Source organism: Streptomyces sp. WY228 (genome assembly GCF_019287315.1).
Lineage (GTDB): Bacteria > Actinomycetota > Actinomycetes > Streptomycetales > Streptomycetaceae > Streptomyces > Streptomyces caviscabies.
This window is the reverse complement of record NZ_CP079114.1, coordinates 3,948,238-3,969,409: the sequence shown is the minus strand read 5'-3', so window position 1 is coordinate 3,969,409 and position 21,172 is coordinate 3,948,238. Positions and strand designations below refer to the sequence as shown.

At 71.6% G+C, this 21,172-nt stretch carries 20 protein-coding genes; 7 read left to right on the top strand and 13 right to left on the bottom strand.

Going from position 1 to position 21,172, the window contains the following annotated elements:
* Positions 1-37: 37 nt before the first annotated feature.
* The 8 genes from KV381_RS17390 to KV381_RS17355 form a co-directional block, all read right to left on the bottom strand.
* Positions 38-2,308 carry a VWA domain-containing protein gene (locus KV381_RS17390; RefSeq protein WP_218785604.1) on the bottom strand — a complete coding sequence of 757 codons (2,271 nt, stop codon included), beginning with the start codon at positions 2,306-2,308 and terminating at the stop codon, positions 38-40.
* Positions 2,309-2,463: 155 nt separating this feature from the next.
* Complete coding sequence (locus tag KV381_RS17385) at positions 2,464-3,015, bottom strand: Pycsar system effector family protein (protein WP_218785603.1); 552 nt, start codon at positions 3,013-3,015, stop codon at positions 2,464-2,466.
* The gene (locus tag KV381_RS17380) at positions 3,012-4,193 is read right to left on the bottom strand and encodes a hypothetical protein (protein ID WP_218785601.1); all 1,182 of its coding nucleotides are present in this window, start codon (positions 4,191-4,193) and stop codon (positions 3,012-3,014) included. Before KV381_RS17380 ends, KV381_RS17385 begins: the two co-directional genes overlap by 4 nt.
* A complete protein-coding gene (locus tag KV381_RS17375) occupies positions 4,186-6,777 on the bottom strand; it encodes a hypothetical protein (RefSeq protein ID WP_218785599.1) in 2,592 nt (863 codons plus the stop codon). The genes KV381_RS17380 and KV381_RS17375 overlap by 8 nt, the downstream gene beginning before the upstream one ends.
* A 2-nt stretch (positions 6,778-6,779) precedes the next feature.
* Positions 6,780-7,664 carry a hypothetical protein gene (locus KV381_RS17370; protein WP_030626520.1) on the bottom strand — a complete coding sequence of 295 codons (885 nt, stop codon included), beginning with the start codon at positions 7,662-7,664 and terminating at the stop codon, positions 6,780-6,782.
* Between the two features lie 108 nt (positions 7,665-7,772).
* The gene (locus KV381_RS17365) at positions 7,773-8,483 is read right to left on the bottom strand and encodes a Crp/Fnr family transcriptional regulator (RefSeq protein ID WP_030076925.1); all 711 of its coding nucleotides are present in this window, start codon (positions 8,481-8,483) and stop codon (positions 7,773-7,775) included.
* A gap of 430 nt (positions 8,484-8,913) precedes the next feature.
* On the bottom strand, positions 8,914-10,758 hold the full coding sequence (locus tag KV381_RS17360; protein WP_218785597.1) for a lysyl oxidase family protein: 1,845 nt from the start codon (positions 10,756-10,758) through the stop codon (positions 8,914-8,916).
* Positions 10,759-11,242: 484 nt separating this feature from the next.
* Entirely contained in the window at positions 11,243-11,602 is a 360-nt protein-coding gene (locus KV381_RS17355) for a helix-turn-helix domain-containing protein (RefSeq protein ID WP_030076921.1), read from the bottom strand.
* Positions 11,603-11,855: 253 nt separating this feature from the next.
* Here KV381_RS17355 and KV381_RS17350 point away from each other — a divergent pair, with 253 nt between their 5' ends.
* The 5 genes from KV381_RS17350 to KV381_RS17330 are packed head-to-tail and all read left to right on the top strand — an operon-like array spanning position 11,856 to position 16,240.
* Positions 11,856-12,059: a hypothetical protein gene (locus KV381_RS17350; RefSeq protein ID WP_143665817.1), complete on the top strand. Its 204-nt coding sequence runs from the start codon at positions 11,856-11,858 to the stop codon at positions 12,057-12,059.
* A gap of 23 nt (positions 12,060-12,082) precedes the next feature.
* Complete coding sequence (locus KV381_RS17345) at positions 12,083-13,294, top strand: acyl-CoA dehydrogenase family protein (RefSeq protein ID WP_050495468.1); 1,212 nt, start codon at positions 12,083-12,085, stop codon at positions 13,292-13,294.
* Positions 13,291-14,163, top strand: coding sequence for a hypothetical protein (locus KV381_RS17340; RefSeq protein WP_030076914.1), 873 nt, complete (start codon positions 13,291-13,293; stop codon positions 14,161-14,163). The genes KV381_RS17345 and KV381_RS17340 overlap by 4 nt, the downstream gene beginning before the upstream one ends.
* Complete coding sequence (locus KV381_RS17335) at positions 14,160-15,161, top strand: ThiF family adenylyltransferase (protein WP_078611050.1); 1,002 nt, start codon at positions 14,160-14,162, stop codon at positions 15,159-15,161. Before KV381_RS17340 ends, KV381_RS17335 begins: the two co-directional genes overlap by 4 nt.
* A complete protein-coding gene (locus KV381_RS17330; protein WP_050495466.1) occupies positions 15,158-16,240 on the top strand; it encodes a TauD/TfdA family dioxygenase in 1,083 nt (360 codons plus the stop codon). Before KV381_RS17335 ends, KV381_RS17330 begins: the two co-directional genes overlap by 4 nt.
* Positions 16,241-16,325: 85 nt before the next feature.
* On the opposite strand, the gene KV381_RS17325 is transcribed toward KV381_RS17330, so the two are convergent.
* Positions 16,326-16,721, bottom strand: a complete 396-nt coding sequence (locus tag KV381_RS17325) for a MarR family winged helix-turn-helix transcriptional regulator (RefSeq protein WP_158101263.1) — start codon at positions 16,719-16,721, stop codon at positions 16,326-16,328.
* Positions 16,722-16,861: 140 nt separating this feature from the next.
* On the opposite strand from KV381_RS17325, the gene KV381_RS17320 reads away from it, so the two are divergent.
* Positions 16,862-18,316 carry an MFS transporter gene (locus tag KV381_RS17320; protein WP_030076905.1) on the top strand — a complete coding sequence of 485 codons (1,455 nt, stop codon included), beginning with the start codon at positions 16,862-16,864 and terminating at the stop codon, positions 18,314-18,316.
* Between the two features lie 58 nt (positions 18,317-18,374).
* On the opposite strand, the gene KV381_RS17315 is transcribed toward KV381_RS17320, so the two are convergent.
* From KV381_RS17315 to KV381_RS17305, 3 genes are all read right to left on the bottom strand, one after another.
* Complete coding sequence (locus KV381_RS17315) at positions 18,375-19,121, bottom strand: hypothetical protein (RefSeq protein WP_218785596.1); 747 nt, start codon at positions 19,119-19,121, stop codon at positions 18,375-18,377.
* An 87-nt stretch (positions 19,122-19,208) separates the two neighbouring features.
* Complete coding sequence (locus KV381_RS17310; RefSeq protein ID WP_218785595.1) at positions 19,209-19,448, bottom strand: hypothetical protein; 240 nt, start codon at positions 19,446-19,448, stop codon at positions 19,209-19,211.
* Positions 19,449-19,567: 119 nt separating this feature from the next.
* Positions 19,568-20,152, bottom strand: a complete 585-nt coding sequence (locus KV381_RS17305) for a TetR/AcrR family transcriptional regulator (protein WP_218785594.1) — start codon at positions 20,150-20,152, stop codon at positions 19,568-19,570.
* 186 nt (positions 20,153-20,338) lie between these two features.
* Between KV381_RS17305 and KV381_RS17300 the strand changes: the two genes are divergently transcribed.
* Complete coding sequence (locus tag KV381_RS17300) at positions 20,339-20,896, top strand: hypothetical protein (RefSeq protein WP_218785592.1); 558 nt, start codon at positions 20,339-20,341, stop codon at positions 20,894-20,896.
* A gap of 24 nt (positions 20,897-20,920) precedes the next feature.
* On the opposite strand, the gene KV381_RS36505 is transcribed toward KV381_RS17300, so the two are convergent.
* Positions 20,921-21,055 (bottom strand): hypothetical protein, encoded by a 135-nt coding sequence (locus KV381_RS36505; RefSeq protein WP_256995086.1) that lies wholly within the window; start codon positions 21,053-21,055, stop codon positions 20,921-20,923.
* Positions 21,056-21,172: the final 117 nt, after the last annotated feature.

Below are 21,172 nucleotides of genomic sequence, written 5' to 3'. Positions count from 1 at the left end.
GCTGCCGGCCGGGGTGGGGCCGGTACGTCGATGGGCGTCACAGGTAGTCGTCGTGTCCGCCGGTGCTCACCGGATCGGGCCGGCCGGGGGCGGTGGGGCGTACTGAGTCCTCGCCGAGGGCGAGGCTCAGCCGGTCGGTGAGTTCCACCCGGCCGGTCGCGGTGAGCCGGGTCCGGGCGCCGCCGCGCCTGCGCAGCACCGCACCGCCCTCGGGGCTGCGCTGCACGGCGTACTGGCCGTGGGTGCGCCGCTCGATGCGCGGGTTGCTGTGCGCCTCGGCGATGTCGAACGCGTACCACTGCTTCTGGCCGTGCCCGGCCTTGTGGACGCCGAGCACGTCGCCGTCCTCGGAGATCAGATGGAGCATCAGCCCGTACGGGTCGCGGCGGCGGCGCCGCTGCCGGATCCAGGCCAGTGCCAGCAGGACGCCGACGACGATCAGCGCGACGGCGCCGACCAGCACCCACCAGTAGCGGTCCAGCAGACCGGGTTCGGCGGTGACCTGGACGGAGATCGGGGTGCGTACCAGGGTGCGGTCGTCGTCGGTGGCGTCCTGGACGGTGACCGTGCCGCCGATGCCGAGCGGGCCGTCGTCGAGCCGCCCCTCGAAGGCCTTCGCGTCGCCGATCCTGAGCCGGATCTCGTGGGTGGTGGACGCGCCGGGCTTCACCACGATCTCGGCGGGGCTCACGCCGAGGAGTCCGGCCCGGACGTCCGCGAGGGAGAGCCGCAACGTGTGCGGGGCGTCGGTGGTGTTGGTGACCGAGAGGTTCGCGGTGACGGTGTCCCCGGGGTGGCCGTCGCCGCGGACCGGGCCGAGCGCCGTGGTGACGGGCAGGGCGCCGGGGGAGACCTGGCCGCCCTCGCTGCGGGTGTCGGCGCTCAGCCCGGAGGCGGTGAGGGTGCCGCTGACCTTCAGGGCGCCGTCGGCGCTCTCGGGGACGGTGACCGTACCGCTGAAGGAGCCGTCGCTCTTCGCGGGGTCGGGGCCCTTGCCGTCGTCGGCGAGCCGCAGGGGCAGCGGTGCGAAGCCGTCGCCGGTGAGCTCGCTGCTGACCTTCAGACCGGCGTAGTCGGCCGGGTCCTTGATCTCGTAGCCCTCGCGGGTCTGGAGCCGCATGGTGACGGTCGCCTTCTGCCCGGCCTGCGGGGAGGGCGGGTCCATCGTGATGGAGCCGCGCAGTTCGCCCTGCCACAGGACGCTGACGCCCACGGGCAGCGAGCGGTGGCCCTCGGGGGCCTTCACATCGACCTTCCACCGGCCGGGCACCGGATCGATGATCTTCAGCGCCTCCACGGTGTTCCCGCCGCCCGCCAGTTCGAAGGTGGAGTCCTGGAACGTCCCCGTGGTGGGCACCTTGTTGCCGAGCGGGTCGGTGTAGGTGACGGTCACCTCGGGGGAGCCCTTGTCGACGACGATGGAGCCGACGGTCGCCAGCGGCGAGATGGTGACGGGCAGCGTGGCGGGCGGGCGCTTGCTCGGCCCCGGCTGGTAGCGCAGGCAGTGCGCGGCGGCGAAGATCCGCTCCAGCACCGGCCCGACGTCCTTGGCCCCGGAGACCTTACGGGCGGTGGGGCGGGCGGACGGCAGGTCGACGCAGCCCTTCTGGTAGCCGCCCGCGGCGATCTTGTCGAGCTGCTCCTTGTCCGGTGCGGGACCGAAGCCGAGCGGCCAGATCTGTACGTTCTTGGCGGCGGCGTTCTTCAGCTCCAGCTCCAGCTGCCGCTTGCCCTCCGCCTCGCGGTGCGCCGGATCCCCGTACTGGGGGCTGCCGGTGACGTCCATCTCCCCGTCGGTGAGCAGGAACAGCACGCGGGGGACCGACGGATCGGTGCCCGAGCTCAGTTCGTGCACGCCCTGGCGTATCGCGCTCGGGAAGTCCGTACCGGTGCCCTCGCTCTTCTTGCGGCTGCGCAGCTTGTCCACGCAGCCCCCGATCGACTCCCGCCCGGCCGCGTCCAGTCGGGTACGGGGGCAGGCCGGGTCCACCGCCCGCTGGTCGGCCGACTCGGCGGCGGCGAAGCCGAACACGGTGATGTGCGAGGTCGCCGAGACGTCGCCGAGCGCGATCCGGGCGGCGGCGGCCTTCTCCGCCTTGATGTCCTCGGGCGCGAGGCTCGCGGACTGGTCCACGGCCACCGCGTAGTTGACGGAGGCGAAGGCGGGCGCGGCGGCCGCGGCCGGTTCAGGATCGGGGGCGGCCGGTGCCGTCAGAGACATGAGCACGGCCGCGCCGGCCAGGACGGACAGCGCCGCCCGTCCGGCCCGGCCGGTGCCGGCCGGGCCTCTTCTTCGGTCAGTTCGCACGACCGTCCCCTTTTACTGTCGTTGCGTGTCTGCGTGTCTGCGTGTCTGCGTGTCTGCGTGTCTGCGTGGTGCCGTGAAGCGTGGCGTACGTGTTCGATCGCTGTAGGTAGTCGTCGGTGGTGTGCCTCTGGACGTGGCGCACCCGTGCGGTTCGGTCAGCGCGCGGCCAGGCTCCAGGCGAGAGCCAGCGCGGCCGACGGGGCGAGCGTGGCGACCGCCCAGCGGATCGCCCGGTATTTCGCGGACAGGATGGCGCTGACGTCCACGGCCTGGACGAGCAGCCAGCCGACCGGATCGCGGCCCGCCTCGTTGATCCGGGCGGTCAGCACGTCGTAGTCGAACGGGGCCAGCAGGTCCCCGAAGTACGTCACCCCTTCCTGGTCGCGGACCGTGCCCGTACGCGGCAGGAGCGCGCGGACCAGGGCGGCCACCGCGACCACCCACAGCAGCCCGGCCGCGACCAGCGCCAGGTCGCCGGGGCCCTGCCAGTCCGGGGAGCCGTGCCGCCCGATGAGGAAGGCGGGCAGGGCGAGCGCTCCCGAAAGCAGCACCGCCGCCTTGGAGTCGGCCCTGCCCAGGTCCTCCCGGACGGTGACCAGGAGCCGTTCCGCGATGCGTTCCCCCGCCCTGTCCGGCCCGTGCTGACCCCCGTCCGGCACCGGCGCGGTCGGGGCGGGGGAAGTCCGTGTACCGCCGTCGGCGCTCATCCGTCGTCCTCCGCCCAGCCCCAGCCGTCGTCGCGGGGGCGAGGACGCGGCGCGGGCGGCTCGGGCGCGGGGCCGGAGTCCCGGTCCTGGTCCCGGCTTCGGCTCCGGTCCCGGTCCCGGTCCTGGTCCCGGTCCTGGTCCCGGTCCTGGTCCCGGTCCTGGTCCCGGCTCCGGTCCCGGCCATGGCTCCGGTCCCGGTCGGGCCGGGGCCGCCGCACCGGAGGCTCGTCCGACACCCAGTCCGGGGTGAACGGCTCGTCGCGGGCGGGCTCCAGCTCCTGCGGGGTCCTGCGGGCGGGACGGTTGCCCACGGGGCCCTGGATGCTGAGGCGTTCGCGGTTGAGATAGGCGAGTGCCTGGGCGTCCATCTCGCTGGAGGGGATCTGGCCGCTGGCGACCATGTCGAAGAGCCGGTCGACCCGGTCCTTCTCGTCCTGCCGGCCCTCCTGGCGGATCTTCTCCAGGAAGCTGTTGGCCGCCTCGGGATCCGCGGCCAGCATGTGGCTGAGCTGCTCCAGCTCACCGCCGCGCAGCATCGTCAGATAGCGCTGCTGGCGGATCATGTTCAGCTCGGCCCCGGACGCCTCCTCCCGGACGGCCTCCGTGTGGCCGATCGTCCGGTCGTCCACCCGCAGCCGTACGTACAGCCGCACCCGCAGCCCGAGGTCGGAGCCGAGGTCGTTCCACCGGCCGGAGACGCAGGTCCGGGTGATGGCGGTGTTGGCCTGCTCCGCCTGGTGCACCGGGTACTGGGCGGAGATGTCCCGCAGCCGCTCCAGGGTCGGCGCGGTGAGCCGCTGGGCGATGTCGGTGACCACCTCCACCGCCACCAGGTGCGGGTCCTCGACGGTCCAGTGGATGTCCACCTCCGCCTTGAAGAACGTCGCCCCGCCGGCGGCGGGCAACTCCATCCGCAGGGTGGTGACATAGGTGCCGGCGGCGATCTCGCAGATGGTGTGCGGCCGGGCCAGCGGCGGCTTGTCGTAGTGCTCGACGCCGGAGACGCCCGCCACGCTGTAGCCCCGCCGGTAGAACAGCACCGACGTGGTGCGCGCGCCGCCCTGCCGGAACGCGCCCGTCGGCTTGTACTCCCGCAGGAACGGGCCCGCGGGCCTCGACGCCGCGGGCGCGTCGTCCTCGGCCACGCCGTTCCCGGCCACGCCGTTCTCCTCAGCCATGACTCTCCTCCTCGTCGGACCGCCGCTGCCGCGCGGGCACGGCGAGCCGCCACAGGGCGCGTGCCGTTTCGGCGGTGAGCGGACGGTCCTGATCCCTCATCATTCGGCGCAGCAGCCAGTCCAGCCGCCGCTGGTCGCGCTCCTCGGCGATCAGCGCGGGCAGCAGCGCGGCCAGCCCCGGCCGCGTCCACGCGCGGCCGTTCCCGCGCGTCGCGGAGCGCAGCATGTGCTCCAGGGCGTCGAGCGCCACGCCCTGGGACCGTGCGGTGTTGAGCGCGGTCCAGAACAGGTCGGCCAGCCGCCCGATCAGTTCGGGCCGGGTCGCGGCCAGGGCCAGCAGCAGCGGCCAGTCGCCCCGGTCCGCCAGCGGGGTGCCGGGGTCCTCGTCGAGGACGTCGTCCACGTCGATCAGCGCCAGCCGGACGATGGTCACCAGGGCGAGGTCCTGGTACTCCTCGCCGCGGTGCCCGGTCCAGTCGGCCAGCCGCTTCAGGACGACGGAGCACTCCGGGAGCAGCAGCAGCCGGACCACGTTCAGCGAGGCCACGGCCAGCAGCTCACCGTCGTCGCGGATCCCGATCCGGGCCAGCGTGTCCAGGGTGTCGTCCATCGAGTCGGCGGACCGCCCGTAGCCGAGCGCCATCGCCGCCGTCCAGCGCAGCGAGGCCGAGCCGTACCGCGACCAGTCGTCGACCACCTTGCGCACCGCCTTGCGGTGCGAGGCGTGCCCGGCGGCCTGGTCCAGCGCGGCGGCGGCGAACACCCTGCGGCGCGGTGTGGGCGCCTCGGCGAGCGGCCGGACCACCTCGGTGTACCCGTGCTCGAAGTCCCGTACGGACAGCTCTCCGGCGGCGACCGCGGCCCGCATCGACACATCGGGCCGGGGGTCGTCGGCGAGCAGCCGCAGCCAGCGGACGACCGGGAGGCGGACGGGGAAGTGCCGGTCCCAGAGCTCGGCCAGCACGGCGGCGGGCAGCGCGGCGCCCCGGTAGTAGACCAGCCGCCCCTTCACCTCGGTGCCCGCCACGTCGACGGTGCCGTCGACCTGCCGGGCGCGGGAGAGCGCCAGGTCGGATTCCGGGTCGTCGCAGAACAGGGCGCGCGCCGGGGTGCTGTCCGGATCGCTCTGTACGGACAGTTCCCAGGTCAGCAGATGGGCGGCGGCGGACACCGCGCTGTGCGAAGCGCCGCCGAGCACCGCGAGCGCGATCCGGAACGCCACCGGGTGGAACAGGGCGGCGGTGCCGGAGCGCACGGGCGTCCGCCCGTCGCCCGGGGGCGGGGCCGCCAGGGCCCGGTCCACCCCGGCGAACCACTCGTACGCCTGGACGGCCGCGAGCCCGCGGCACCCGGACAGCAGCTCCTCGCGGTCGACGGTGCCCAGGAGATGCCCGGCCAGCAGCGAGGCGAACAACTCGGCCTCGGCGGGGCGCAGATCGTCGAGGCCCACGGCCTCGGTGACCTCGGGGTCCGCACGGAGCTCGGCGGCCCGCTCCAACAGCCGGGAGAGCGCCCCGTCCCGGCCCCCGCCGCCCTCGCTCGTGCCCCGGCCCCCGCCGCCGTCCCCGTCCCGGCCGCCGCTCCCGCCCCCGTCCCGTTCCGGGTCGCCGTGTTCCTCCTCCAGCCGCTCGCGCAGCCGGACGGCGACCAGTTCACGGGTGGGGGCGGGCGGGCAGATCGCCCCGTACCGCCCGGCCAGCAGCGGGTTGGCCGCCGAGCCGACGCTCACCACGACCACCGCGTACGAGCCCCGCGCGGCCAGGGCCGATGCCAGCTGGTCCAGATCCGTCTCGTCGGGCGGCAGGGTGCCCGGCCGGTCGAGCGCGGGCTCCAGCAGATACCCGGTGCCGGGGAGGTGGCCGCCCTCCCCGGCGGACACCTCGCCGACCAGCGTGCGCACCCCTTCCGCCGGGGCGGCGCGACGGACCCGCTCGCTGTTCTCGGCGCCCTCGCCGTTACGGGTGACCTCCTCCAGGAGTGCCAGGGCGGTGCTGGTCCGGCCGGTGCCGGGGGCTCCGCCGAGCACCAGCAGCCGCCGCGACTCCAGCGCCCGACGCAGCCGTACGTACCCGGCCGGCTCGATGTGGGCCCGGCGCAGCCGCCGTAACTCCTCCTCGGGCACCGGGCCGTCGCGCATCGTGAGGCCGGAACGCCGGGCGTCGAGCGTGACGTTGATGTCGCCTACGTGGGCGTGTTCGATGCGCGAGCGGTCGAAGCTGGTGAAGTCCCGCCCGCTGGTGAGGAGTTTCTGCCCGGCCCGCCGGGCGCGCGCGGCGGCGGCGAGGTCGGTCGGCTCCTTCTCGCCCTCCTCCTCGGCGAGCGGATCGCGGGTCAGATCCTTGAAGCGGTCGGCGGCGCGCTCGCGCTCCTTCTCCCGTTCGGCGGCCTCGTCGTCGGCGGAATCGGCGGCGTCGGGACCGTCCGGGGCGTCGGAGGAGCCGGGCGCGTCCTTGCCGCCCGGGGCGTCCTTGGCCTTGTCGTCCTTCCGCCCTCCACCACGCGGCGGTGCGTCGGGCGAGCGGTCGTCCTTCGGCTGCGGACGCGCGGGCTCGGCCGGACCGTCGGCCACTGCTTCGTCGGCCATGCTCAGTCCTTCCGGGGGCCGGCGCCGGTGACGCGGCCGATGTGCACGGGCTGCTGGTAGACGTTGTGCTGGTGCACGGAGAGATCGCCCTGCGCGGCGTACCGGACGGACGCGTCGCCGTCCTCGTCGTCCTCATAGCCCTCGCTGTCAGGGTCCCCGCCGTCCACAGCCCCGGGAGAAGGGTCCGCAGGAGACACAGCAGCACCTCCGGCACCAGCAGAAACTCCAGCCGCCACACCTCCGGTACCCGCCACACCCCCGTCGCCCGGCTCCTCCGGACCGAGCGCCCCGGTGTCCGGCGCGGGCCGTCCCGGCAGGTGGAACCAGGCGGTGACGGCGCCCTCCTTCAGGGCGAGCCGCGCCGGGGCGAAGCGCGCGGGATCGATGAACTTGCCCCCGGCCTGCACCACATCGGCGTAGAGGGAGTCGGAGACGGCGAGGACCAGATCGGCCCGTTCGCGGTCCAGCAGCTCCCGGGCCACGGAGGAGTCGGCGAGCCGGCACGTCAGGTCGACCGCGCGCCCGCTGATGCCCCGGCTGTCGTGACGTACGGGACCGACGTGCATCGCCACCCGCAGCCCGAGCGGCACGAGCAGGGAGCCGTTCTCCTCCCGGAGGTTCTCGTGGACCTCCACCATCCACAGGCCGAGCAGCCGCGACACCGCGATCCGGCCGGGGACCGACATCAGCACGCCGTCCCCGCGGTCCTCCATGTGGACGGCGTCCCGGACCACCCCGGCCTGGGCGAGCGCGGACTCCAGGACCCGGTAGATCCGCTGCCGCATCCGCGGCTTCTCCGCGTCGTTGTACTGCCCGGAACGTCTGGCGTCCACGCTGACGACCAGCTCGTAGCGTGCCTCACCGGCATCGAACGCCTCGTGCGCCACCCCGTGTTCCACCCCGTGCTCCGCTCTCTCTCCGCTTGCCGTCCCGTACAGCTTCCGGCCCGGGACGTAGGCCGTCTGTAGCCGTTTACACACGGCGGGGCAGAGCTTTTACTCCCGGTGTCCCTCCGCGAGGAGGGCGAGCAGTTCGGGGTCGAGGATCTGCACCATGCGGGTGCCGGTGCGCACGATGTTCTGGGTGCGCAGCAGCCGCAGTGCCTTGGCGACCGCTTCCCGGGTCGCCCCGACGGTGGCGGCCAGTTCGTCCTGGGCGAGGTGGACGACGGTGCCGCCGTGACCGGGGCCCGGCACGGACGGCGCGTAGGGGCCCGGGGCGGTGGCCCCGGAGAGTTCGGTGAGCCGGCTCGCCAGACGCTGGAGGACGGTCAGCGAGGCGAGGGCGGAGCGCTCCTGGTCGGCGCTGCGCAGCCGGAAGGTCAGCTGCCGGATCACCAGCCCGCTGACCCGGGGATGGGTGGCGAGGAACCGGCGGAACGCGTCGCCGCCGATCACGGTCGCCTCGACGGTCCCGAGGGCCCGGACGGTGGCGCTGCGCGGATGGTTGTCCAACGCGGCCATTTCGCCGAGCAGTTCGCCCGGGCCGCGGAGTCCCAGTATCAGCCGGGTGGCGCCCCGGTCGGTGGTGCGGGAGACGGTCGCCCAGCCGCGGATCATGATGACCACGTGGCCGGTCCGGTCGCCCTCGGTCAGGAGCGGGGCGTCGGCCGGGTACTCCTTGCGGTGGCCCAGGGCCATGACGCTCTCGTACTCCGGGGCGGTCAGCGCCCGCCCGAACGCCAGCTCATCGCCGAGCAGCCCCATGGCCACTCCCCCCGCGGCGGTATGTATGGCCCGATCTCGTTGGCGTAGATGCTTCCAGAGCCACCCCTTGAGAGGAGTGAATTGCGCCACACATGCGCTACGCATGGGTAACCGATGCCTTGCCTGGTCGCGGCGGTGCCCGCTGGACACCCCTTCCCCGTAGGGGCATAGCGGAGGGAAACCCTCCACAGCACACCACTGCCCGCGCCCTCTTCCGGCCGCGTCCCTGACCGGGGGAGATCGTGGAGGGGCGGCGGTACGGCGGTGGCGACACGCCGATACGGGGCCGGGGTTACGGGTGCACGGGCGACTTGGCGAGAACTCGGGTTTGGCCCCCCGCATGCCACCGGCCCCGGGGAGGCGGACGAAAGCCTTCCCGGGGCCGGCGGAACGTACGTCGATGAGCGGATCAACGCTCGTGACAAGAACCTCAGTTGGCGTCGACCAGGTGGTGGGCCGGAACCTTCACCGTGCGGGCGCCCTTCTTGCCGCCGAGGACGACCTTGCGCAGGGCGCTGTTGTTGTTGTGGTTGGTCTCCTTGAGCCGGTTCTCCGGGTTGGCGAGGACCTGGATGTAGTACGTGCCGTTCGGCAGGTCCGTGATGTCGAAGGACTGGCCGGGCAGGTCCTGGGTGTAGGTGTCACCGGAACCCACGTCGAGCACCTCGCGGACGGAGATCGAGTTCTCCTGGCCGCACGCGGTGGACAGATCGGTGTTGTCCGGGTGCCAGTTGGCGTTCTTCACCGTGTAGTCGACCGCGTCGGTGTTGGCCAGGCAGAACGCCTCCTTGCCGCTGCGCACGGTCTCCTTCTTGTCGGCCTTCAGCAGCCGGTAGCTGGCGAAGTCCGTGAAGTGCCAGTGCTCGTGGCCGGGGCGCGGGTCCCACTCCATGGTGCCGGTCGGGGTGTAGCCGACCTGCTTGCCGTCGGCGTCGTAGAAGTACTGGTACGCGTCCATCAGCTCCTTGCCCGGGGAGCGGAAGCCGTCCACGACGAGCTTGGCCGGGCCCGCGTTCCACACGTTGGCGCTGAAGGCGAGGTAGTCCTTGCCGGGCACGTCCTCGTAACCGTCGCTGACGGTGATGCCGTACGCGGGCAGCGAGCGCAGGTCCGGCTTGGGCACGTCGGGCACGGTCGCCTTGCCGGTGGGCCGCTTGGCGTTGGGCGTCGCGCCGGGCGCCTGGCGCGACCCGTCGGTCTGTCCGGCGCGGTCGCCGACCTTGGCGGCCGAGAAGGCCTGCCGCTGGAGCGACTCCTTCTTCAGCGCCCAGGGCAGGGCGGGCGGGGCCGGCGGGTAGGGGCCGTGGCCGATGTTGAACGTGGGGGCGGCGCCGGTCGTCCGGGCGGCGGGCGCCTCGGGACGGGCGGGAGCGCCGTGCGAGGCGTGGGCGGAGGACGCGGCGGGCGCGTCGGCGACCTGCCCATGCCCTGCGTGCCCGCCGTGCCCGCCGTGCCCAGCGTGTCCCTCGTGCCCGGAGGCGGAGGCCGCGGAGGCACCGGACTTCGGTGCCGCGCTACGAGGCTCGGCGGCCGGGCCCTCGCCGCCACCCTCGCCCTCGTTCTCCCAACTGCGCTCGCGCACGACGACCTTGACGGTCTGCGGCTTGTTGGCGATACCGAACAGGTCGCGGTACTTCTTCGTCACCGAGATCTTGGCGGTGTACGTACCGGCGGCCAGCTGGACCGGGTCGGAGTAGTACCCGGCGTAGGTGTTGGAGGCCCAGCCGTTCTCGACGCCCCACACCGAGCCGAGGGTGAAGGGGTTCACCGGACAGCTCTGCGGATACTTCGAGTTGGCGGGGGCGTCCGGCCGGATCCGCCCGGAGGCGTTGTTCGGGCAGAAGGCCTCGGTCTTGCTCAGCACGGCCTTGCCCGCCGCGTCGGTGATCGCGATCTTCGCGAAGTCCGGCAGCCCGGAGAAGTCCTTCACCAGCCCGGCGGGAAGCGCCTTGGTCGTGGTCTTCTTCCCGTTCCGGAGAATCTGCTGCGCGACCACCGGGTCCTTGTAGGACTTACGGGTCACCTTGAGCTCGAAGGCGCCGTTCTCGGAGGTGAGATACGTCCCGAGGTCCAGATAGACGCCGGGATCCTCCTTCCACGAGTCGAGCGTCACGGAGGTGGACGCGGCGACGAGTCCGAGTTTCGGCGTCGGCTCCGCCGTCTTCGCGTCGGGCGCGGCGGCGACGACGCCCGCCGTCACGGCGACGGCCGCGGCGATGGCGATCGACGGACGGGTCAGGCGGTGGGTGCGGCCCTGCTGTGATCTGGTCATCATTCCTCGTACTTCCGGACTTCCGAGTGCGTGATGGAACGTGGACGATCAGCACGGCCCCAACTCACCTGTGGCGACGCTGTGTCCGGCCTGTGAGAGGCGGTAGGGCGTCCATTGGTTGTCTGCGCTTCGAGGCAACACTCGGATGGCCGAAACATGAGGTTATGGGCAGAGGTCGGAGACAGTATCGTCCCATTTTCCCTGGAAGGTCGTGGGGTTGTGGTATTTCTCCCGCGGGCGCGCGGAGGGGGATATCTCTCCGCGCGTTTCCGGACCGTGTTGTTCCGGTCGGCCGTGTTCGTCAGGAGTTGCGGAAGCCGTGACTCGGTGGCTCCCATCGGAGGCCACAGGAAATTCTTGCGAGTGTTTTCCGGGGTTCATGTCGGAACGTGCGGATCGATGAACCCCTTAAGCCGTTCGGTGAGATGCCGCAACAAAATTTCGGGCATGTAAATTCTCATGGGCATTCGCCCGGGATGTCCTTGCGTCAACCGACTGCGGACAGCTCGAGATTTTCGTAGGAGCGGCGGGCTTCCTCGATGTGCGGACCGTGCTGGGCAGACCAGTCGACGATGCCCCGAACAACCTCCAACAGGCTTGTTCCCGTGGGAGTCAGTTCGTATTGAACGGTCGGTGGCCTGCTGTCGAAGACTCTGCGCTCGATCAGGCCGTCCCGCTCCAGCCGGACCAGGGTCTCCGACAGAACCTTGTTGGACACACCGTCCAGTGCGGATTTCAGATCCCCGAACCTACGGGATCCGGCAGCGATTTCCTGGCAGGCGAGCATCGTCCATCGCTCGCCAATGCGATCCATCACCATTCGAGCCAGGCAGCATCCTGCATTCATGCGGTCCTCTCCCCCCCAGGAGCGCGTTACTTGTAAGTAACCATAACTCTGTGACGTGCCCTAGTCACGGTGAAGTGGATCACGGTCTTGGCTATAACTGGTCCCTCCTTGGTCACCACTTCCTAGGGGGATCTCCATGACGACCTCGTCCGACCAGGCCGTAAAGGCTCTCACCACAGCCGCTCAGGCCGCTCCCGCGTGGAGTGATGCGGGAGCCACCGTTCGGTTTCTCATCAGTGAACCGGATGCCGACGTGACGCTCGATCCACAGGGGCTGGCGACCGATGCCGCACCGACCCATGTGGTGCGGATCGCCTGGGCCGACCTCCAGGACATCGCTGCCGGCCGCAGGACGTTCATGCGGGCTGTGACCGGGCGGCGTCTCTCCTCGCACGGCCCGCTGATGCAGACCTTCGCCTTCGGGCAGGCCCTGTCGACCTTCACCCTCGACCACTGACCGTCCCGAACAAGGAGAACCAGATGTCCACGACGCACTCCCCCGCCGGCCACCCGCTGCTGGACAGCCACGAGGCGGATGTCCTGCGGACCGTCGCCGCTTTCACCAGGGACCAGGTGGCACCCGGGGCCGCTGAGCGCGACAGCATCGAGAAGGGGCAGCTGGACTGGGAGACCGTCCGCGCCGGCCACGACGTCGGGCTGCTGCGGATGGCGATCCCGCGCGAGCTGGGCGGCCTCGGTCTGAGCAACCTGGCCGTGGCCCTGGTGCTGGAGGAACTGGCCGCGGCCGACCCGGGGATGGCCCTGGTCTTCGGCGCGACGGGGCTGTTCCAGACGCCCATCCTGATCTCCGGCGACAGCCGTCTGCAGGAGCTCTACCTGCCCAAGTTCCTCGGCGACGAACCTGTCCTGGCCTGCAACGCGGTGGCGGAGGAGCTCAACGGCACCGACCTGGTGCTTCCGCAGAACGCCCCGTACGCGCAGAAGATGACGCGTGCCACGCGTTCCGGCAGCGACTTCCTCATCAACGGCACCAAGCGCTACATCACCAACGCCCCGGTGGCGACGTACGCGACGGTCATGGCGAACATCGACGGCGAGCCGGGTTCGACCGGCATGACGTGCTTCGTCACCGACCTCGAACAGGACGGCGTCGAGCGGGGCGAGATCCACGACAAGGTCGGCTACCGCACCGCCCCCGCGGGCGAGCTGATCTTCACCGATGCCCGGGTTCCCCAGGAGAACGTGCTCGGCGGTGAGCTCGGCGGCTGGGATCTCAACGTGGCGATCGGCAACGTGACCCGGGTGACCTGCGCTTCGGTGGCCACCGGCATCGCCCGGCACAGCCTGGAGCGGGCCGTCGCCTGGAGCGGCGAGCGCGAGCAGGGCGGACGCAAGCTGTACGAGCACCAGATGTCGGCCCGCAAGCTGGCCGACATGGCCGCCCGCGTATCGGCCTCCCGGGCGCTCTACCTCGACGCGGCGGTCAAGGCCGACCGGATACTTCCGACGCCCGCCTACGAGCCGGCTGTCGCCAAGCTGGTCGCCGACCGCGCCGCGATCGACAACGCCGACGCCGCCATGTCCCTGATCGGGGCCCAGGCCTTCCAGCGCGGTGACGGCATGGACCGTGTGCTGCGCGACGCCTACGGCCCGCGCATCTACGAAGGCTCCCCGGAGGCGCTGGCCCTCGTAATCACGGGCGAGCTCTTCGGCGTGAGCGAGGTCCGATGACGACGGCCCCCACCGGGCTCCGGACCGACGAACTCCTCGGCCGGGCAGACCCCGTGGGCCTCCCCGGGCTGGAGCGGGAGCTGGCCGGCGATCCGCTCTTCCGGGCGGTGAGCCCTGAGGGGCTGCTCGTCCTGACCGTCCGGGGCTCGCAACTGCCGCCTTGGGCACTGGACCTGGTCTACCGGTTCCGGCTCGTCCAGTACGTACGGCGGGGCTGGGCCGACGCAGCTGCCGTGGCGTCGCGAGGGCTGCGGACCGAGCCGTACGACGCTTTCGCGCTCCGCGACTTCCACACGCTGGTCATCGAGGAGGGGACCGGGTGGCTGCGCGGCTACGGCACCCTGGCCGCGGCTCGTGACGAGTCCGCCCTGCCGCTGGGCGATCCCGGGCACCGGCCGTTCGTCGTCGAACGCGACTACGCGCTGCGGCTGGCCGACCATCTCGGGGCGGGGACCTCCTCGTCCCGGGTGTGGGAAGGCAAGCGGCTGGTACGCGACGACGCGATGCCCCGCTCACAGGCGGCGGTCTCCGTGCCCTGGTGGGTCTACCTCGCCTGGGCGACGGCGTGCCTGGAGGTCCTGGGTGACGAGGGCGCCGCGATCGTGGGCGACGGCAAGATCGAGGGGGCCGTCCGGCAGCTGCGCCTGCTCGGATTCAGCACCCGGACACTCGATGCCGACCCGGTGGAGCCCGACCCGGCCGATCTGTTCGCCCCGATGTGGGACCAGCAGGAGCGCTCGTACCCCTTTGTCCTGACGGACGAGGGCGCGCTGCGGCCCACCCTGGCGTACCTGCGGTCGGTGCTGACGTCCGGCGCCGAAGGATCGGTGCGCGCCCGGCTTGTCGATTTCATGGAGGCCAGGACATGAGCGTGATCGATGTGGAGACCACGGAGCAGGCCCGCGGCTTGGACGAGGAACAGTTCTACGCCTGCCTGACCCAGCGCAACCGGGGGCTGATTCCGGACACCCTGCAGGAGCAGATCGGCCGGACCCGGCTGCTCGTCGCGGGCTGCGGTTCCATCGGGGGAGCGACGGTGCAACCGCTCGGCCGCATGGGCTACCGGCGTTTCGTCCTGGCCGACGTCGGCACGTACGAGCTGAACAACCTGAACCGGCAGAGTGCCACGGTGGACGACCTCGGACAGAACAAGGCGTCCGTCGCGGCACGGCTGCTGCGCGGCATCAATCCGCATGTCGAGGCGGAGGTGGTGCCCGAGGGCGTCGCCAGGGCCAACGTGCAGGAACTCGTCGCCCAGGCCGATGTGATCATCGACGGCGTCGACGTCACCACCCCCTCGGGCCTCGCCGCGAAGATCTGCCTGCACCAGGAGGCATGCCGGCAGCGGAAGCCGCTCGTGACCGCCTGGGACATGGCCGGCATGCTCGCCGCCCAGTGCTTCGACTACCGGCTCGTACGGGAGATCTTCGACGGGCAGCTCGTGCCCGGCGACGAGAGGCGCCTGGACACCTGGGAAGTCATCTTCCGTATCGCCCCGCGGGCGTACATCCCCGGTGAGATGTTCCGGGAACTCCGGCGAGGCCTCGCCGACCCGGACTACAGCGTGCCGCAACTGGCCGAGGCCGCGACGCAGTTCGGCGCCCTGGCGGTACACATGGTGAATCTGCTGGTCGAGGGCCAGGACGTGCCCCGGACCGTCGCGGTGGACGTCCACCACGTGTCGATGTCCCGCGGCCGCCGCGCCCTCGACCACGTCGACCGCTACGTGGAACGCGCCCGGTTCCTGGCCCACCTGCCGCGGGAGCAGGCCTGGAACGGATTCGCCCCCGCCCCGGCCTACCGGGCCCGCCGCCGGCTGGCCATGCGTACGGCACACACCGTGAGGAAGCGAGAGAACACCCCATGAGCAGCGAGTTCACCTACGCGGACGTGCGGCCATCCGCCGTCCCGCTCACCGCGGACGACGCGGTCCGCATCGAGCGGGCGGCCCTGGCCGTGGCCCGGGACCACGAGGGCGGTTCACTGCACGACGCGGCGCTGCTGCACGCGGTCGAGCTCGCGGCGGCCGCGCTGCCCGCACCGGTGCGACGGGCCCTGATCTCCTTCCGGGACAAGGGGAACGAGGGCGGTTGCCTGCTGCTCACCGGTCTCCCGGTGGGTACGGTGCCCCCGACGCCGGACCGGTCCGAGGACGAGCCGCACTGGTCGCGGGTCGCGGTGGCCACCATCGCCCAGCTGATGGTCATGTCCGTGCTGGGGCGCTCCATCTCCTACAGCGACGAGAAGAGCGGGCGGCTGGTCCAGGACGTCTGCCCCAAGCGCGGCGCGGAACGACGACAGGAGAACAGCGGGTCGGTCCTGCTCGAACTGCACACGGAGGACGGCTTCCATCCCAACCCGCCGCACTTTTTGAGCCTGATCTGCCTCCGGGCAGATCATGAAGAGACTGCGGCCACCGTCGCGGGGGGAATCGGCGACGTCCTGCCGCTCCTGGACACCGAGACGGTCGAGGCGCTGCGGCGACCGGAGTTCCGGACCGGTTTCAGTTCCTCGTTCGTGCAGGACGGGGCCACGGGAGCGCTGACTCCGCCCATGCCCGTACTCTCCGGCGGCGACGACTGCCCGGACCTCCGGGTCGACTTCCACACCACGACCGCGATGACGGCACAGGCTCGGACCGCGCTGCGGCGGCTGGAGCAGGCGATGCTGAGCTCGCTGCGGGGTCTGGTGCTGCTCCCGGGCGATCTGATCGTTCTGGACAACCGCCGCGCGGTGCACGGGCGTTCCGACTTCACCCCGCGCTACGACGGGCAGGACCGGTGGCTGCGGAGATCCTTCGTGGTGACGGACCTGAGGCCGGTCAACGGCCACCTCGGGCGGGGCCGGCGCCACAATCCGGTGACGCCGGGACGTGTGCGGCACCCCGCCCGCACGGTCGCCGAGCGGGCGCCGGAACGGGTACCGGCCGACGCGATCGGCGCCTGAACCGGCCTGCCCCGGTCCCGGCGGCTTACGGCCCGCGTGGTCTGCGCGGAGTCCGCCCGCCGGGACCGGGCCCCAGCCGCTCGGCTCACCCCATCAACGTACGGGCGTCGGCGTTCTCCTCGCTGATGCGGCCCAGTACGTCCTCGACGGTGGCGGCGGCGTCGGAGAAGATCTTGTGCCCCGAGGCGGTCAGCCGGATCTGGGAGCTGCGGCCGTCGCCGGGGGAGGGCTCACGGGTCACATAACCCGCGTCGACCATCTGCGTAACCAGCCGGGAGACCTGGGGCTGGCTGCGCGAGGTCCGGGTGCTGACCTCTCCCGGGCGGATCCAGTCCCGCTCGTGCGACAGCACCTCCATGATCTCGTAGGCGCTCACGCAGAGATCGTACTTTTCGGACAGAGTGCGCTCGATCCGCTGGTTCATGAGCGCGCCGACGCGCACCAGGGACAGCCACCGGTCGGAAAGAGAAGGGTTCGCCACGCTTTGCAGTCTAGGTCTGCCGCCGCTATCTTGTCGATTCATGCGCATGAATATTAATGTCGGGACGTCCCGGTCGCCCTGACCGCGTCGATCACCTCGATCACCTCGATTTCCTTGAACTTCTCGAACAGGAGCCACTCATGACCGAAGCACCCGCACTCACGGCTGCTGAAGAAGGGAGGGACAGCGAACCCGCCAAGGCGTCCTGGCTACCGATGGCCGCTGTGGGCGTGGCCCAGCTGATGGTCATGCTCGACGTGACGGTCGTGAACGTGGCCCTGCCCTCGATCGGCGCAGACCTTCCCGCGGGACCGTCCGCCCTCCAGTGGGTGATCAGCGCGTACATCCTGCTGTACGGAAGCCTGCTGCTGTTCGGCGGCCGGGTCTCCGACGTGATCGGGCGGCGCAGGGCCTTCCTCGCCGGACTGCTGACCTTCGCTGTCGCGTCCGTCCTGTGCGGCCTCGCCGGGAACCAGGAACTCCTGATCGCCGGCAGGGCGTTGCAGGGTCTGGGCGCGGCGGTGCTGTCCGCCGCGGCACTGTCGATCGTGCTGACGGTGTACGAGAACGAGGAACAGCGCAAGGCGGCCCTCGCGCTCTGGAGCGGCCTGGGCGTCATCGGGGCCATTCTCGGCGCGGTGCTGGGGGGTCTCATCGTCTCGGCCATCAGCTGGCGGTGGGCCTTCCTCATCAACATCCCGGTGAGCCTCGCCGCCGGCGCCATCGCTCTGCGCAGCCTGCCCGCCATGGCTCCGACCGGCCGGCGGTCCCTGCGCTTCCCCACCGCTTTCCTGGCCACGGCGGGTCTGGCCTGCCTTTCGTTCGGGCTCATCCAGCTGCACGACGGGATGACCTCGCCCACCGCCTGGTCGAGCATGGCCCTGTCCGCCGTCCTGCTCACGGTCGTGGCCCGCATGGAGCTGAACAAGACGGACCCGCTGCTGCCGCTGCATCTGCTGCGCATCCCGACGTACTGGCTCAGCAGCCTGGGTCTGCTGCTCGCCGCCGTGGTGATGATGAGCAGCTCCTACCTCGCGAGCAACTACTTCCAGGGCGCCCACGACATGAGCGCCTTCGCCACCGGTCTCGCCCTGCTGCCGATGGGCCTCGCCTCTCTGGTCTTCGCCCTCTTCGTGCCGAACCTGATCAACAAGGCCGGGCCGGGCGGCGCCTACCTCGCCGGGGCGCTCGCCCAGATCATCGGCGCGGCCCTGCTCGCCACCGGGCCTTCCGGCGTCCCGATGGCCGTCGTCGCGCTGATCGTCATCGGTGCGGGCCTGCCCACCTGCTTCGTCCCGCTGTACGGCATCGGCACCTCCCACGTGCGCCCCGAGGAGTCGGGCGTCGGCTCGGCCCTCCTCAATACGTTCAACGAGAGCGGCGCGGCCCTCGGGATCGCCGTGATCGGCACGATCCTGGCGACCTCCCTGCAGCGCGAGACCTCCTCCGGCGCGCCCGCCGCCGACGCCATGACCACCGGTGTCGGCCACGGCTTCCTGGCCCTGGTGATCTGCGCGGCACTCGCCGCGGGTATCGCCCTGGCCCTGCACCGGCTGACCCGCGCCGAGACGGCCGCCGCGGCGGACCACGGCTGAGGGGCGTCCACGCCACTCCGGTTCGACCCGCTCGCCCGGACCGGGGAGCTCCCGACCTTCACGGCGGTGGGCTCCCGGGGCCGGGCGGCCGTGTCTTCGCGCAACCGGGCCCGCCCGGGGGGCATGTGTCCGGTGCGGACCGCTCCTCCGCGTGGTCCTCGGCCTCCTGAGGATCAGCCCCGAAGATCCGGTGGAACTCCGACCGGACGGCGGCGCGTTCAGGATCGCCCTCGGGCAGGCAGAAGGCCAACTGCTCCCACGCCAGTCCGAGCCGCCCGATCGCCATGTCGAAGTCGTCGGAGCCTTCTGAGTAGTCGGAGTCGGTGGTGAGCGCCCGCATGGTGTTCGCATCGGTCGAGGCATTCCAGCGACGTTGCTCGTGCAGCAGCAGATAGCGGGAGAAGTCGCCGGGGTGCCCATCGTCGTTGCCCGCGGCGACAACGGCGGCGAGCGACGCCATGTGAAGGGTCAGTGGTGAGGCGCACGAGGGATCTGTCAGGTCGTCCGGGGCGGGCGGGGACAGATCGGGCAGCTCCAAGGCCTGAGCGATCCTGGTGGCGGCCTCGTGGAAGAGCGTCTCCCCCGACCGTTCAGGGAAGCCGGTCAGCGCGGCCGGCGGAGCGAACGCGATACCCAGGCCGCCGAGCTCGGCCTCCAGCTGATCCCAGAAGTGAGTGTGGGATCGGGCCGGCAGCAGGACCCGCACGGTCTGGTCCTGTGCGGCGGAAAGTATGGATGCGAGCATCTCCAGCGAGGGCTGTTCCAGAAGGATGGGCAGGTCGCCGGTGACCTCCCCGATCTGCATGTTGTGACCGCCGATCCACGAGCTGTCCAGGGACGGGCGGTCCGTCCCTGCCGCCCCCGCTCCCCCCGAACCCGCCGACGACACCGGTCAGGTCCGGCTGATCCGTACGGCTCCGCCCGCCTGCCCGATCTGGATGTTGTCCCCGCCGATTTCGCTGTGGGAGATGGACGGACTGTGGCCCCCCGTCCGAACCCCCGGCCTCGCCGCCCCCGACAAGGTGGCCAGTTCACCCCGCAGCTCGACGTCCTCACGCAGTGCCCGCTCCATCTGCTGCCGCAGCCCGACGGTGGCGTCCGCGTCGTCCGGCCGGTCGGCGGCATCGGCCACGGCCTGTTCCAGCTCGGTCCGCCCGGACGAGTTCTGGCGGCGCCGGATGCCTTTGACGACATCCGTTCCGGACGGAGCCGGGCCGCGTACACGGGACCTGCTGTATAGGCCGGAGGCCCTCAGGCGCCCCGCGCCCGCAGGATCCCCTCGACGCCCAGGAGGAAGGTCTCGGCGATCGGCTTCGGGTCGGAGAGGCAGCCCGCGGCCATGGCGCCGTCGCGGAGCATGACGAGGTGCCGGCCCGCTCCCTCGGCGGGCTCGTCGCCGACCTGTGCCAGGAGTTCGGTGACGGTTTCCAGGAACCACTGGCGGTGGGCCAGGACGGCCTGGTGGATGGGGTGGACGGGGTCGGGGTATTCGGCCGCCGCGTTGAGGAAGGCGCAGCCGCGGAAGCCGGGGCTCTGGATGCCTCCGGTGATGAACCTGCCGATCGCCCGGACCGCGTCGGCCGCCGACGGCTCGCCCGCCCGCGCGGCCTCGATGCCCGCCCGGATGCCCCGGTCGGCCTGGTCGAGATAGGCGAGGACGAGCTCTTCCTTGCCGGTGAAGTGGCGGTACAGCGTGGCGCGGGTGACCTGCGCCTCCGCGATGATCCGGTCGATGCCGACGGAGTGGATGCCCTCCGCGTAGAAGATTCTGGTCGCCGTGTCGAGCAGCCGCGCCCGCGCCGCCGACGTACTGGCCCTTCCCGTGCCCTCACTCATGCGGCCAGATTACCGCACACGTGAGGGAGAACGTTCGGTCTTGACAGAGGCGACCCCGTTCCCTTGAATGGAGAGCGAGACCGAACGTTCTCCCTCGTGATGTGGAGTGCCTCCGGTGCCCGACCGACCGATGTCAATGCGGTCCGACCGACCGGTATCGATGCGGTCCTCCTGAAAGGAACTTCCATGGACACCCTCGTCGGTACCGCTCCCGCGAGCGTTCCCACCGCCCTGCGCAAGCTGTACCTCCTGCGCTTCGCCTTCGCCGCCGTGTGGGCCGCCCTGCTGTTCGCGACCGCCGACACGCTGGGCCCGGTCACCGCCACGCTGCTGGTGATCTATCCCCTGTTCGACGTGGCCTGCGCGGTCGTCGACATCCGGTCCGCCCGGGCGAACGGCCAACCGGCGCGCGCCCTGTACGTGAACGTCGCGCTCAGCGCCCTCACCGGCATCGGCCTCGCCGTCGCCGCCACCTCCGGCATCCCCGCGGTCCTGCGGGTCTGGGGCGCCTGGGCGGTCACCGCGGGCATCGTCCAGCTCGTCGTCGGCGCCGCCCGGCGTCAACTCGGCGGCCAGTGGGCGATGATCGCCAGCGGCGGCATCTCCACGCTCGCCGGCACCTCGTTCGTCGCCCAGGCGGGCAAGGACGGCGCCTCCCTGACCAGCCTGGCCGGTTACGCCTTCCTCGGCGGCGTCTTCTTCCTGGTCTCCGCCCTCCGCCTGGGCCGCGCGCGTACGGCGTGACGTACCGCCCGACCCTTGCGGTCCTCACCGGTGATCGCGCAGGAAGCCGGGGATCTCCTGGCGGGTCGGGTGGTCCGGCGGGGGCGCGGGCTCGTCCTGGAGGAACGCGGTGATGACGGCGGCGGCCCGGTCGTCGTTGTCGTCGAGCCGTTTCCCCATGTGGTGTCCGACCCGGGCATGTACTGCGTGCGTCGGGCGGCGGGGGCGCCGGCGAGGACGGCGGTCGCCCATGGGCGGACCTGGGAGGAGCACTCGGCGATCATCCCCCCTTCATCT